Annotated in this window: 9 protein-coding genes; 3 read left to right on the top strand and 6 right to left on the bottom strand. The window is 70.6% G+C overall.

The genetic code is table 11. From position 1 onward, the window contains the following. Positions 1 to 129: 129 nt before the first annotated feature. Complete coding sequence (locus tag TA3x_RS24970; RefSeq protein ID WP_435017388.1) at positions 130 to 1,185, top strand: ligase-associated DNA damage response exonuclease; 1,056 nt, start codon at positions 130 to 132, stop codon at positions 1,183 to 1,185. Continuing rightward, a complete protein-coding gene (locus TA3x_RS24965; RefSeq protein WP_435017387.1) occupies positions 1,182 to 2,777 on the top strand; it encodes an ATP-dependent DNA ligase in 1,596 nt (531 codons plus the stop codon). Before TA3x_RS24970 ends, TA3x_RS24965 begins: the two co-directional genes overlap by 4 nt. 8 nt (positions 2,778 to 2,785) lie before the next feature. Here TA3x_RS24965 and TA3x_RS24960 read toward each other — a convergent pair whose 3' ends face one another. Beyond that, positions 2,786 to 3,883: a DUF3500 domain-containing protein gene (locus TA3x_RS24960; RefSeq protein ID WP_435017386.1), complete on the bottom strand. Its 1,098-nt coding sequence runs from the start codon at positions 3,881 to 3,883 to the stop codon at positions 2,786 to 2,788. Positions 3,884 to 3,997: 114 nt separating this feature from the next. Next, positions 3,998 to 4,813, bottom strand: coding sequence for a LuxR C-terminal-related transcriptional regulator (locus TA3x_RS24955; protein WP_435017385.1), 816 nt, complete (start codon positions 4,811 to 4,813; stop codon positions 3,998 to 4,000). Between the two features lie 380 nt (positions 4,814 to 5,193). On the opposite strand from TA3x_RS24955, the gene TA3x_RS24950 reads away from it, so the two are divergent. Further along, positions 5,194 to 7,239 (top strand): alpha/beta hydrolase-fold protein, encoded by a 2,046-nt coding sequence (locus tag TA3x_RS24950; protein ID WP_435017384.1) that lies wholly within the window; start codon positions 5,194 to 5,196, stop codon positions 7,237 to 7,239. 57 nt (positions 7,240 to 7,296) lie between these two features. Here TA3x_RS24950 and TA3x_RS24945 read toward each other — a convergent pair whose 3' ends face one another. The 4 genes from TA3x_RS24945 to TA3x_RS24930 are packed head-to-tail and all read right to left on the bottom strand — an operon-like array spanning position 7,297 to position 13,560. Beyond that, positions 7,297 to 8,628: a glycosyltransferase family 4 protein gene (locus tag TA3x_RS24945; RefSeq protein WP_435017383.1), complete on the bottom strand. Its 1,332-nt coding sequence runs from the start codon at positions 8,626 to 8,628 to the stop codon at positions 7,297 to 7,299. Positions 8,629 to 8,683: 55 nt separating this feature from the next. Continuing rightward, the gene (locus TA3x_RS24940) at positions 8,684 to 10,924 is read right to left on the bottom strand and encodes a hypothetical protein (RefSeq protein WP_435017382.1); all 2,241 of its coding nucleotides are present in this window, start codon (positions 10,922 to 10,924) and stop codon (positions 8,684 to 8,686) included. Next, complete coding sequence (locus tag TA3x_RS24935; protein ID WP_435017381.1) at positions 10,921 to 12,480, bottom strand: glycosyltransferase family 39 protein; 1,560 nt, start codon at positions 12,478 to 12,480, stop codon at positions 10,921 to 10,923. Before TA3x_RS24935 ends, TA3x_RS24940 begins: the two co-directional genes overlap by 4 nt. Positions 12,481 to 12,540: 60 nt before the next feature. Further along, positions 12,541 to 13,560, bottom strand: a complete 1,020-nt coding sequence (locus TA3x_RS24930) for a glycosyltransferase (protein WP_435017380.1) — start codon at positions 13,558 to 13,560, stop codon at positions 12,541 to 12,543. Positions 13,561 to 13,712: the final 152 nt, after the last annotated feature.

The raw sequence follows: 13,712 nt of genomic DNA, 5'->3' as shown, positions 1-13,712 counted from the left end.
TCGGGGGGTGTGAACCTCCTACGGGCAGACACGCCGCAGCCCTCTCGCTCGTCGCGAGGGCTGCGGTTTTTCCGTTTCGAACGGGACGCATTCCCGGACGGTTATAATGACGCGATGGACTCCACCACCTTGCTGCAGCCGACCGATCGCGGGCTCTATTGCGCCGCGGGCGACTTCTTCGTCGACCCGTGGCGGCCGGTCCCCCGCGCGGTCATCACCCACGCCCACGCGGACCACGCCTGCTGGGGGTGCGAACGCTACCTGACCTCGGCGGAGGGGGCGAACGTCCTGCAGGTCCGCATGGGCCGGGACGCGGTGATCGACGCGATCCCCTATGGCTCGTCCGTCGATCAGGGGGGCGTGCGGATCTCGCTCCACCCGGCCGGCCACATCCTCGGCTCCTCGCAGATCCGCCTGGAGCACCGGGGCGAGGTCTGGGTCGTGTCCGGCGACTACAAGGTCGAGCCCGACCTGACCTGCACGACCTTCGAGCCGGTGCGGTGCCATACCTTCGTGACCGAGTCGACCTTCGGCCTGCCCATCTACCGCTGGCAAGAACAGCGCGAGATCTTCGACGAGGTCAATGCCTGGTGGCGGTCCAACAAGGAGGAAGGCAAGGCGAGCCTCCTGCTGGGCTATTCCCTGGGCAAGTCGCAGCGGCTCTTGTCGGGACTGGATCCTTCGATCGGCCCGATCTATGCCCATGGCGCGGTCGAGAAGCTGAACCGCGCCTATCGCGCGAGCGGCATCGACCTGCCGCCCACCTCGTATGCCGGCGCGGCCGGGCGGGGCAAGAGCTGGGCCGGGGCGATGATCGTGGCGCCCCCCTCGGCCCACGGCACGCCGTGGTCGCGCAAGTTCGCCCCGGTGTCGGCCGGCATCGCCTCGGGCTGGATGACGATCCGGGGGGCCCGGAGGCGGCGGGCCGTCGATCGCGGCTTCATCCTGTCCGACCACGTCGACTGGCCCGGCCTGCTCTCGGCGATCGACGCGACCGGGGCGGAGCGGGTCCTGGTCACCCACGGCTACACGGCCGTCGTGGTCAAGTGGCTGCGGGAGAAGGGGATCGAGGCCGGCATCGTCCCGACCCGCTACGAGGGGGAACGCGACGACGCCCCCGCCGACGAGCCCGAGGTGGACACCGATTTCGACGCCGAGGCGTCCCCGGCGGAGCCGACCGCATGAAAGACTTCGCCGCCCTGTATGCCACGCTCGACGAGACCACCCGGACCGGCGAGAAGGTCGAGGCCCTGACCGCCTACTTCTCCTCGGCCACCCCCGCCGACGCCGCCTGGGCGGTCTACTTCCTGATCGGCCGCAAGCCCAAGCAGGTGGTGCCCACCAAGAAGCTGCGCGAGTGGGCCGCCGAGGAGGCGGGCGTCCCGGACTGGCTGTTCGCCGAGTGCTACGACGCCGTCGGCGACCTGTCCGAGGCGGTGGCCCTGCTGCTCCCGCCCCCCGAACGGTCGAGCGACCTCCCCCTGAGCCGGTGGGTCGAGGAGCGGTTGCTCCCGCTCCGGCTGGCCGACGACGAGGCCCGCCGCGTGGCCCTGCTGGACGCCTGGCGGAGCATGGACCGGCGCGAGCGGTTCGTCTGGAACAAGCTGATCAGCGGCAGCTTCCGCGTCGGCGTGTCGCAGCAACTGGTCACCCGCGCCCTGGCCAGGGCGGGCGGGGTCGATGCCGCCGTGGTCGCCCACCGCCTGATGGGGGACTGGGAGCCGACCCCGGCGTTCTACGAGGCGATCCACGCCGCCGACTCGGGCGACGCCGACCACGGCCGCCCCTATCCGTTCTGCCTCGCCCACCCCCTGGAGGCGGAGCCCGCATCCCTCGGCGCCATCGAGGACTGGCAGGTCGAGTGGAAGTGGGACGGCATCCGATCCCAGCTCATCCGCCGCAAGGGGGAGACGTTCCTCTGGAGCCGTGGCGAGGAGTTGGTCACCGAGCGCTACCCCGAACTCGGCACCCTGGGGGCCTTCCTGCCCGACGGCACGGTCCTGGACGGCGAGATCCTCCCGTTCAAGGACGGGGCCCCGTTGCCGTTCGCCCAGCTCCAGCGGCGGATCGGCCGCAAGACACTGGGCAAGGCCATCCTCGCCGAGGTGCCCGTGGTCCTGGTCGCCTACGACCTGATCGAGTGGGAGGGCCGCGACCTCCGCACCGAGCCGATCTCGGTTCGGAGGCCGCTCCTGGAGAAGTTGGTGGAATCGGTCGGCCAGCCCGGCCGGCTCACCCTCTCGCCCCTGGTCATCGCCCCGACGTGGGAGGCCCTGGCCGCCGCCCGCGAGGAGTCGCGCGACCGCCAGGCCGAGGGACTGATGCTCAAGAAGCTCGACTCCCCCTACCACGTCGGCCGCAAACGGGGCGACTGGTGGAAGTGGAAGGTCAACCCGTTCACGATCGACGCCGTGCTCACCGCCGCCCAAAGGGGCAGCGGTAAGAGGGCCAGCCTCTACACGGACTACACCTTCAGCGTGTGGGACGGCGACAAGCTCGTCCCGTTCGCCAAGGCGTATTCGGGGCTCACGGACGCGGAGATCGGGCGGGTCGACAGCTTCATCCGCCGCCACATGATCGAGAAGTTCGGCCCGGTCCGCACGGTCAAGCCGGAACTCGTCTTCGAGCTGGGGTTCGAGGGGATCCAGCGATCCCCACGCCACAAGTCCGGCATCGCCGTCCGATTCCCCCGCATCCTCCGCTGGCGCGACGACAAGAAACCCGAGGACGCGGACAGCCTGGAGACGATCCGCGCCCTCCTGCCGGGCGGAGGCTGATCCGGACGTTACTTGGCGTGGCCGTGGGCCGCGCCGGCCGACTCGTAGTGGGCCTTGAGGAGGTCCTCGCCGAAGTCGCCGTCGAAGTCGCGCCAGACGCTGTGGACGTGGTTGGCGTTGCCCTGGGTGTTGTCGTATTCGAGGAGGAACGTCGGGCCCTGGACGCGGTAGTAGTGGGGCTTGCCTTCCTCAAGCTCGCCGGCCCAGGCGAAGCCGACCTTGTCCACGCCCGCCTTCATGATCTTGGCGAGGTCGTCGGCGGCCAGCTCGGGGCGGAGCCGTTCGGCGTACAGGACGATCAGGGCGTTCAAGGTTTCTTTCTGCTCGGCGGTCAGATCCGCCATCAGGATGCCGGCCGGCTCCAGCGGCTCGGCCTTGCGCGAGGCCATCGAGATGATGTCCTTGGGGGCCTTCTCCAGGATGACGGCCTTCTTGCGGCGGTCGGCGTCGAGCGACCGGACCAGCGAGCGGGCCAGGTCTTCCTCCTCGCCCAGCACGCGGAGGCCCTGGCGCGGGCCTTCCATCACCTTGGCCGGGTTGGATCCCATGAAGGTCGGGCCGCCGGCCACGCCCTGATCGCCGACGATCGTGAAGTTGAGGGCGAGGTGGTGCCCCTCGACCCGCCAGCCCCAGGGCTGCTTGGGGTCGGCCGAGCCGGGCTTGCCGAAGATGTTGAAGAAATACAACTCGGGGTCGCGGGTCGGGCCCTTGCCCTGCTCCTTGTCGAACAGGATCTTCTCCAGGCTGATGATCGTCTCCGCCCGGACGAACCCGCGCTGGCCCAGGCCGCTGGAGAGGAGGACCGTGGCCAGCGCCTTCTGCTCGCCGCTCATCTCCTTCAGGGGCAATCCCTTGCGGGGGCGGGGGATGAAGTGCCAGTCGTGGCGGAGCGGGTCATCGAAGCCGGTGGCGACCTTCTGCTGCTGCTCGGGGGTGAGCGAGGCCCAGAGGTTGTTGGCCGCCTCGGCCATCTCGCGCCCCGCGCGGGCCATCGGCGACTCGTGAGCATGGCCGAGGGGGCCGTCGTGGGCGGCGGCCGGGGCGGCCCACGACGCGGTCGTCGTCAGCAGCGCCAGGGCGGCGAACAGGGTTCGATGGCGGGTCATCGCGGGGTCCTCGATCCGGTCGGGTGGGTTTCAGCCTCGGGGCCCCCCATCATACCGGGGCGGTCGCCCGGGGTATCCCCTTTCCCGGCCGGCTCCCGGACCCCGCCCCGGGGCTCATCCCGACGCCCCCGAAGCCCGCCGGCCGCGGCGGATCCACAGGGCCATCAGCTCGGCGCGTCCCCGGACGCCGAAGTGGCGATAGATCCCCTTCAGGTGGTCGTTGACGGTGTGCGGGCTCAGGCCGAGCCGCGCCGCGATCTGCTTGTCCCCGTCCCCTTCGAGCAGGGCGGCCATGACCTCGCGGGCCCGGGGCGTGAGGCCCAGCGCGCTCGGCTCGGCGAACCGGGCCAGCGGGCCGCCCACCCACGGGGCCAGGGCCGCCAGCGTCTCCCGGACGATCAACCGGTCGCGCCGGCCGAAATCCTTACGCGCCTCGGCCCGGTAGAGCAGCAGGCCGCCGATCTCGTCGCCGCCCCGGCCGGGGATCGCCGTGAAGCACCAGAGGAAGTGGTCCATCTTCAGGGCCCGATGGATCACGTCATAGTCGGTGGAGCGGTACCACTCGCGGTCCTCGACGAAATCCCTCCGCGTCGAGCAGGCCCCGTCCTCCCGGTTCGGATTCGTGAAGTAGAGGCACCCCCGATGGTAGAGCGACGGAGTCTCTTCGAGCAGTTCGCCGATGCCGGCGAAATCCCTCTCGGAATTCCAGTGGGTGTGCCCCCAGTAGGTCATGCCCGTGTTCTTGTGCTGCAGGGAGGCCAGCCCCCTCAACTCGACGCACGCGCCCATGTCGGCCTCGACGAGGCGGCCGAGCCCTTTCATCAGATGGCTTCGCCAGGCGATGGGATCGTGCCCGAGTTCCCGGCACTCCCCGGCGAGCGTGAGGATCCCGCGGAGATGATCGACGCGAATCAGTTCCGACTTCGACATGGGGGCTCCGGCCGGAATCGCCCGACCCCCTTGAATCAGGGGGGAATAAGATGACTTGTCCAGGTTATTATGACGACCCGCGGGCGAAGAGCCAAGGCGGCCCGCCGTGCGGAATGCCACGAGAGCCCCGCGAACCCGGTCGCTGATGCCGGTCACTCGAATCATACGTTGACGTCGCGATATTCGTCCCGAGCCCGGGCGGATTTGCCCGTCGTCGCCGCATTGGCCCGTCTCGTCGCCCGGGCAGGGCGAGGTTCGCCTCGTCCGCCGAGGTGACGCGAAAGGTCGCCGCCCGGCCCTCCCCCCCGGGCCGGGCGGTTCTGCTAGATTGGTCCCCGTTCGCCGAGGCGGCGAGCTTCGATGACCCGGGGGGACTGGCGATGCGCATCAGGTTCGGACGTGGTTTCTTGCATTTCCTGCTGGTCGCCGGGCTGGTGCCGGCGGCGGGCGGGACGGCCGCGAAGGGGCAGGCCCCCGCCAGGAAGGCCCCCGCCAAGAAGGCGGCCGCCGACCCCGGCCCGTATCGCCCGACGGCCGCCGAACTGGCCGAGATCGCCGACAAGACGGCCCGGCTCGGCGAGGCGATCAAGTCCATCGCCCCGAGGCTGGGCGACGGGGCAATGGCCCGCGATGCGCTGGCCGACGCCGAGGTCTACCACAAGGCGGCCGTCTGGATCGTCCGGCATGGCGACTTCCGCGAGGCCAAGGACGTCGCGCGGACGCTCAAAGGGCTCGACCGGGGGCTGGAACGCGCCAGGGCGTTGGGCGAGGGGAAACGCCCCTGGGCCGAGCCGGGGGTGACCGGATCGGTCCCTCGCGGGTATCGGTCCAGGGTGGATGGCTCGGTCCAGCCTTACGCCGTCATCGTCCCGAAGGCGAAGGAGGGCGAGGCCGACGCGAAGCAGCGCCTCGACGTGATCCTCCACGGCCGGGACGCCAAGCTGCACGAGGCCCGGTTCCTCGACACCCACGACGGCAAGCCGGCCCCCGAGGGGCAGGAGGGGCTGGTCCTCCACGTCTTCGGCCGGGTCAATAATGCCTATCGCTGGGCCGGCGAGGCCGACGTCTACGAGGCCATCGACGCCGTCCGGCGTAACTACCGGGTCGACGATCGCCGGATCGTCCTCCGCGGCTTCTCGATGGGCGGCGCCGGGGCCTGGCACCTCGGCCTGCACAACCCCGGCATGTGGTCGTCGGTCGAGGCCGGGGCCGGCTTCACCGAGACGATGAAGTACGCCAAGCTCAAGGACCCGTCGGACGTGGTCCGCAAGGGGCTGCACATCTACGACGCCACCGACTACGCCCTCAACGCCTTCGACGTGCCGATCGTCGGCTACGGCGGCGAGGAGGACACGCAGAAGCAGGCGTCCGTGAACATCGAGGAGGCGCTCAAGGCCCTCGGCGTGGTCATGAAGGTCGATGGCCTGGTGACCACGGCGGAAGGCCCCGACTTCACCCGGATCGTCGGCAAGGGGATGGGCCACGCCGTCGACAAGGAGAGCGCCGCGCTGATGAAGGCGTTCCACGACCGGAGGGCGACCAGCGGGAGCAACATCAACCTCGCCAAAATCCGGTTCGAGACCTACACCCTCAAGTACAACGCCGTCGACTGGCTCCGGATCGAGCGGCTGGCGGAGCACTACAAGCGGGCGACCCTGGACGCCGAGCTGAAGGGGGAACTCGCGGTCGTCCGCACCGGCAACGTGGCGGTCCTGGCCGTGGCCCGCGACGTGGCCGAGACCATCGAGCTGGACGGCGGCAAGCCGCTCCCGCTCCGCGCCGCGGCCGGCGGCCTCCTGCCCGACGCCTACTACCGCAAGCTCGCCGACGGCTGGGAGGCCCTGGATTACGAGCAGTCCCGGGCGATCCAGCAGAACGCGCGCGGCGAGAAGGCCCCCGGCGTCCAGGGCCCGATCGACGACGCCTTCACCGCCCCGTTCCTGTGCGTGCGCGGGACCGGCAAGCCCTGGAACCCGAAGGTCCAGGCCTGGGCCGACGCCCGCCTGGCCCGCTTCTCCGAGGACTGGAACCGCTGGATGCGCGGCGACCTGCCGATCAAGAATGATGCGGACGTGACCGAGCAGGACATCGAGGGGAAGCACCTGATCCTGTTCGGCGACCCCGGCTCCAACAGCCTGATCGCCCGGGCCCTGCCGGGCCTCCCCCTGACCTGGGACGAGACCACCGTGGGCCTCGACGGCAAGCACCCCGCCGCCGACCACGCCCCGGTCCTGGTGGCGGCCAGCCCGCTCAACAAGGGGCGGTACGTCGTGATCAACAGCGGCCACACCTTCGGCGAGGACGCCTTCAAGGGTTCCAACGCCCTGCTCTATCCACGGCTCGGGGATTATGCCGTGTTCCCGGTCGGCAAGCCGGGCGAGCCGATCGTCGGCGGCTATTTCGACGAGCGGTGGCGCAAGCCCTGAGGGAGCCACCCCGTCCGCCGGCCTCGCATGGGCCGGCGGACGGGGCCATGATCCGGATCAGCCGGCGGCCTGCCGGGGGGCGGCGCTCGATCGGGCGACGCGGTGTGGGCCCTGCTTCCGGCCCGGCCCGCCCGCGGCCTTGCGGGCCGAGATCAGCTTGCGGGTGTGGGCTTCGAGGGTGAAGTACTTGTCCTCCCAAGAGTGCCCGCGTTCCACCAGCTTGCGCCCAGCCTCGCCGAGCTGGCGGGCCCGCTCGGGGTGGTCGATCAGGTCGGAGATCGAGCCCGAGAGCTGGTCGAGGTCGCCGAAGTTGACCAGGAACCCGGCCTCGCCGTGGCGCACCACGTCGGGCACGCCCCCGGCGGCGGCGGCCACCACCGGGATGCCGTTGGCCCACGCCTCCAGGAAGACGATCCCGAACGAATCGGTCCGCGACGGCATCGAGAAGACGTCGATCGCCGCGAAGAAGTCGGCCCGGTCTTCCAGGGGGAGCGGGCCGAGCCGCTTGAGCCAGGGCCACGACGCCGTCGGCTGCTCGTCCAGGAAGCGTTCGAAGTCGGGCGAGCTGGGCCCGGCCAGGATCAGGGTGATCCACTCGGCCTCGGGCCGCCACTTGTTGAGCTTGGCCACGGCGAGGACGAGGTCGTTGGTCCCCTTATTCAGGTCCAGGGTCGCCAGGTGGCCGACCACCCGTGCGCCGGGGGCGATGCCCAACTGCCGGCGGAACCGGCCCTTGTCGCCGCCGGTCACGTCGGCGTGCTCGACGGCCATGCCGAGCTTGAGGATCTGGTCGTCGGCGATGTCCCAGGCCCGGACGGCGTCGGCCTCCAGGTTGGTCTGTACGACCACGGCATCGGACTCGGCCAGCAGGCGGATCTGGTGGGGGCGGGTGTAGGCTTTATTCACCGGATCTCCGGGCGTTGCCAGATGGAGGAACGGGGTGAGGATCAGCGGGGCCCCGGCCGCCCGGGCCGTGAGCATCGCCGCATACGAGAAGTTGGTGTACGGGAAGCCGACGCCGTAGACGGCGTCATACGGCTCGCGTACCGAATACAGGCCCGGGATCACCGGCAGGTACGACGCCACGTTGCACCGGATGGGCCAGCTCGGGGCGTAGCTCAGCAGCCGGCCGAAGTACCGCTGCATCGGGTAGTGGAGCACCGGGAACCGGCGCACCCGGGCCCCGTCCTCGACGGACTCGGCCGGCGCGTCGATCCGGCGTCGGGTCTTGTTGGTGAAGTACCACAGGTCGTGGGCGTCGCTGGTGATGACGTCGACCTGGTGGCCGGCCTCGACGAAGCGGCGGACCATGGCCCGGCCGTAATTCTCGGCCCCGCCGATGCACGGGAAGTAGCGATGGATGAACCAGGCGATCCTCATCGAAGCCATCTCCCCGTCCTGGGTGACTGCCGTCCTGTCGTACCGCTTGTATCGAATATCCGAGTCATCGGCCGTCGTCGGGCCGTCCTTGAACCTTTTCTGCGTCGGGAGGCGGATTCGCCCCTAACTCGATCGACCGGACGAGGAAGCTGTACGGCGTCCTGGCCTCGTCGATCACGTCGGCCGGCCGCGTTGGCCGGTCCTCGCCGTCCGATTCGAGCCTCAGAGTCTGCAACCCGGCGGGCAGCGCGAACGTCAGGACGACGGGGCCCGGGGCCCGGCCCGGTCCCAGGTCCGACGCGGCCAGTTCCCGCCCGTCCCGGTCCAGCATCCTGAGTCGGCGCCCCCGCCCCCGGACGTCGATCCCCTGGAGTTCCAGCCGGGCCGGCCCCCCCGGTTCGGGCTGGTAGACCGTGATGCCCGCCGTCTGCCGGACGGCATAAACCGATTTCCCCGCAGCGGATCCGGCCTTGCCCCGCTTCCAGCCCCGGCCGATGGTCGCCGCGGGGGAGGCGGGGGCGGGGAGGCGTGCCCGGTCGAAGACCGCCACGTCGCCGCTTTCCGCGATCCGGGCCGGTGCCAGCAGGTCTTTCCAGACCGCGACGCGGGCCAGGTAGTGCGGGGGGACCGTCGGCCCCTGATGGAGGAACAGGTAGTCGTAGCGGTGGGCGGCCAGGAACAGCCAGGCCTGATCGCGGGGATCGCCGCCCGAGATCGGGCCGAACCCGGGAGGGGCGTCCCCCCCCAGGGCCATCAGCCGGGCCGACCACGGGCAGGCCTCGACGATCTCGGCGTCAAAGGGCGTATTGGCCACGCCGCTGTAGCCGGCCGAGGTCCGCCCCCGGTGGAGCGACTGCCAGTAGCCGCACAGCGAGCCCAGCACATTCCCCTGGTTGGAGGCGAACACGGGGGCGTCGAGGATCGCCGCGCCGGGATGGTCGCGCACCACCTCCCGATAGATCGCCGGCAGCGCCGGGATGGTCGCGGTCGGGAACGGAACGATCGCCAGGTCGAAGGCCATGAGCGTCGCGACGGCCGCGACGATCGCCGCCCTCCCCCCGCGCGAGCCGACGCGGCCGAGGAGGTCCCGCAACGCCGCCGCAGCCGGGACGACGGCGACCGCCGCCGCGAACAGGTTGAATCGAGCGGGGACCCGGATCAGCCGGAACGGCGGGAAGATCTCGTACAGCCACCCCGCCGGCAGCCAGATCCCGGAGGGGCCGTAAGCCCCCCACGACAGGACCACCACCAGGGCCAGGCTCGACCACCAGTACCCGCGACGATCGAACCGGACCCGGCCGGCGACCGCGTAGCCCAGCAGGGCCAGCGCGACCACGCCCGGATAGGAGCAGCACTCGTAGATCCGGCTCCTGAACCCGCTCGCGGCATAGAGGTCCGCCGGCAGGAGGCCGCCCAGGCGATGCCAGGGGGTGGGGGCCAGGTAGCTCCAGGCCGGGGCCCCGAACCGATTGAACTCCGACCGGGACCGGGACATCGCATAGCCGTGGGCGATCGCCCAGATCTGGCTCGAAAACAGCACCATCACGCCGGGCAGGGTCGCCAGGCCGAACCCCGCCAGCCAGCCCAGCCGCGCCCGGATCCAGCCCCATCGCTCCGACTTCGATTCACCCCCGAATCCCCACGACACGGCCCAGATGGCCGGGACGGTCGCCAGCACGGCGAAGTACGGGGCGCTCGCCACCACCAGCAGGTACAGGCCGGCCGCGACCAGCAGCCCGCGCCAGCCGGGGCGGTCGACGAACCGGAGCCAGGCCAGCAGGAACAGCGGGACCGCCCCCATCTGCATCGTTTCCAGATGCCCGTGGGCGTGCATCATCATCGGGCCGCAGAGCATCAACCCCAGCCCGCCCAGCCAGGCCGGCCAGAAGCGACGCACCGCCGACCACGCCAGCACGAACCCGGCCACCCCGGTCGACACGAATCCGAACGCCCACAGGGCGTTGAACCGGAGCACGTCGTTGGAGGTCAGCAGACCCATCGCCAGATACCCGGCGGTCTGGAGGTGCATGGTCGGGAACAGGCCCAGCGGCACCCCGACCGGGTACTGCAAGTCCGGGCAGAAGTACGGCGACCGCCCCTCGGCCAGGCACGCCGCCGACCACCGCATGATCCACAGGTGTTCCAATGGGTCCGACAGGTGCCCCGGCACCGCCGACCCCGCCGTGCGGATGACGGGATACGTCGCCGCGGCCGCGAAGCCGAAGTACCCCAGGGCCACCAGCCCCAGCACCGCCAGGCGGCGGCCGGGGCTGAGGTTGGTTTGCCCGATCTGATCCGGGTTCACCGCAGTTCGGCCGACTTGGCCCGGGCCGTCTCGACGGCCTTGTCGGACCAGTCATAGACGAGGATCACCGGCTGCTTCGGCTTCGGGTTCTCCGGGAACGTCGCCACCGGCTTGCGGTCGCCGACCAGGATCCGGATCTCGTCGCAGTACCACCAGGACCCCACGAGGTGGGCGTCGCGCACCACCAGCCGGCGGATCGACTTGTCGGCCTTGGCCGCGACGAGATCGGCATAGGTGTAGCCGGGCCGTTCGCCGTAGAACTGGGAGTAGCCGGTCACGTCGACGATCTTCTCCCCTTCGGGGACGTTGGCCTTGAGGTACTCCGCCGCCCCCCGATAGCCCGCGAAGCGCTGGTTGAGCGGCTCGCGGATCTCCCCGGAGTTGGACCAGATCAACCCACCCAGCGCGAGCAAGCGGACCAGCGGGCCGGCGGTGTACTTGACGTCATCGAGCCCGAGCCAGCGGCCGGGGATCGCCAGCGTCTCGAACAGCCGGGTCAGGCCGAACGCGGCCGAGGCGATCAGCGGGAACGCCAGGATCATCGCATGCCGGGGCGTGCAGTAGCCGCTGGTCGCGTGGAGCCGGACCAGCGCCAGGCACCAGGCCACCATGATCGTCCCGAGGAAGACCCAGGGGCGGGCCCGCACGCCGGGGGGCCACGCGAAGATCAGCCCCAGCAGGGCGAACGGCAGCAGGGGGATGGTCACCGCATCCCGGACCGAGATCGCCATCGCCCGGACGGCCAGCACCCAGGTCTGCGTCTCGGTCTGGTCCGGGTCGAGCGGCTTCTGGCGTTCCACGGCGGTCGGGGCCGACTTGGCGGTCGCCCCCATCAGCCGCGCGACGGCCGGCTTGGTCGCGAGCCCGCCCTTCATCGCCACGATCGGCGCCACCAGGCAGGCCGGGCCGATCACCAGGAAGGCCACCGCCGCCCACCAGCGAGGCCAGTTCATCCGGGTCGAGCGGAGCAGGGGGACGGCCGCCAAAGTCGCCACCATCGCCACCGGCAAGAGCACCCCTTCGGGCCGGACCCAGTAGGCCAGCGCCGCGAAGATCGTGGTGGTCGGCAGCCAGCCGAATGTCCCTTCGCGGAGGAACCGGAGGCCGCACCAGACGCCCCAGCTCCAGAACAGGAGGAACCAGCTCTCGCTGAGCGTGTCCGCCATGACCTGCCCGGTCAGGGGGACCAGGAAGGTGAGGAACACCGCCAGCCAGGCGGAGGCGGCGCCGAACATCTCCAGGGCGATCAGGTAGAGCGGGACGACCAGCAGGACGCCGGCCGCGACCGAAGCCGCCTGCGCCGCGACCTGCCACGACTCGGGGCCGGTGCCGCCGATCAGGCGGTGGGCCCCGGCGATCGCCAGCGGGTAGGCCGGGTGGTCGATCGACCGGAACAGGTTGTCGGGGTTGGTGTCCCGGTCCAGCCGCTTGGCCTGGTCGATGTAGCGGAGGCCGTCGGCGAAGAGGATCGACGACCGGCCGGCGATGTATCCGAGCAGGCCCGCCGCGCATCCCATCAGGAGGACCACGCGGGCCAGGTGCGATTTCATGCTCATGGGAGGCTCCATCCTTTCGCGGCGGGTCGGTCGCGTTCCGTGCGACGTCAGCTCATCAGATCAGGTCGCGTCCGCATCGTCTCGATCCGTCGGCCCGGTCGCCGCCTCGGCCAGCTCCAGCACGCCCGGCCCGCCCAGGTCTTCGCCCCGCGCCAGCCGTCGCGAAACGTCCGCGATGGCCCGCCACCCTCGGGCTTCCTGGGCGAGGCCGCGGGCTCCGCACCAGGCGGCCCGGACCTCCGCCTCCAGCCGGACGATGACGCCGAGGGCGAGGAACTGCCGGCGAGGCAAGTGTTTGCGGAAATACAGCAGCTTGCTGTGCCGGGTGATGACCCGCATCTTTGGCGAAATCGCCCGATTTTGCAAGGGACGTAAATGGACCACCGACACCCCGGGGTCGTACTCGACGGTCCATCCCCGGTCGAGAGCCACGCGGCAAAGGGCCACTTCCTCGTGATACAGGAAGAAGTCCTCGTCCATCCCCCCCACGTCGTCGAGCATCGCCGCGTTGAGCAGGAGGCAGGCGCCGGTGACCCAATCGACGGGGCCCGGGCGGAGCCGCCATTCGGGCTGGTACTTTCTCCGGGGCCGTGGTATCAACTGCTCCCATGCGGTCCGGAGGAGGTTGGGGAAGGCCCCGACCGAAGGCTGACGCGACCCGTCCGGGTTGCGGAGCCCGAACCCGACGACCCCCGGCGCCCGCCCGATCCTCGCCTCGTATTCGCGGATCCGACCGAGGATCCCCGCGAGCAGGCCGGGGTCGGGCACGACGTCGGGATTGAGCACCAGCAGCCAGCCGGCCGACGAGGCCCGGCGACCGGCGTTGACGCCGGCCGAGAAGCCGAGGTTCGCCCCCTGGAGCAGGACGCGCACGCCTACCGGCGGGGCGTCGATCAGGCGGGGCGGGGCCGGCTCGGGCGAGCCGTTGTCGATGACAACGACCTCGCAATCGCCCGACCGGATCTCCGGCTCATCGGCCAGCGATCCGACCAGGGCGACGACGTCGGGCCAGCTCCGGTAATTGACCACGACGACCGACAGGAGGGGCCGGCGCGAGACTTCGAGAGGCGACGATTCCACGCGGGTTTCCCTCGGATCGGGGAGCCCGCCGGTTTCGGGCGAGTTCCGGAGATTCACTGGAATAATCGGTCGACGCGGCCGATGGAAGACCTTGAAGGGAAATACGCGAGGGCGGCGACACGGATGTTCGAGCCTCTCGCTTCAACCAACCG

This window comes from Tundrisphaera macrotermitis (assembly GCF_051175315.1).
Lineage (GTDB): Bacteria > Planctomycetota > Planctomycetia > Isosphaerales > Isosphaeraceae > Tundrisphaera.
Note: the sequence above shows the minus strand (reverse complement) of the source record. Positions and strands in the feature narration are given on the sequence as shown.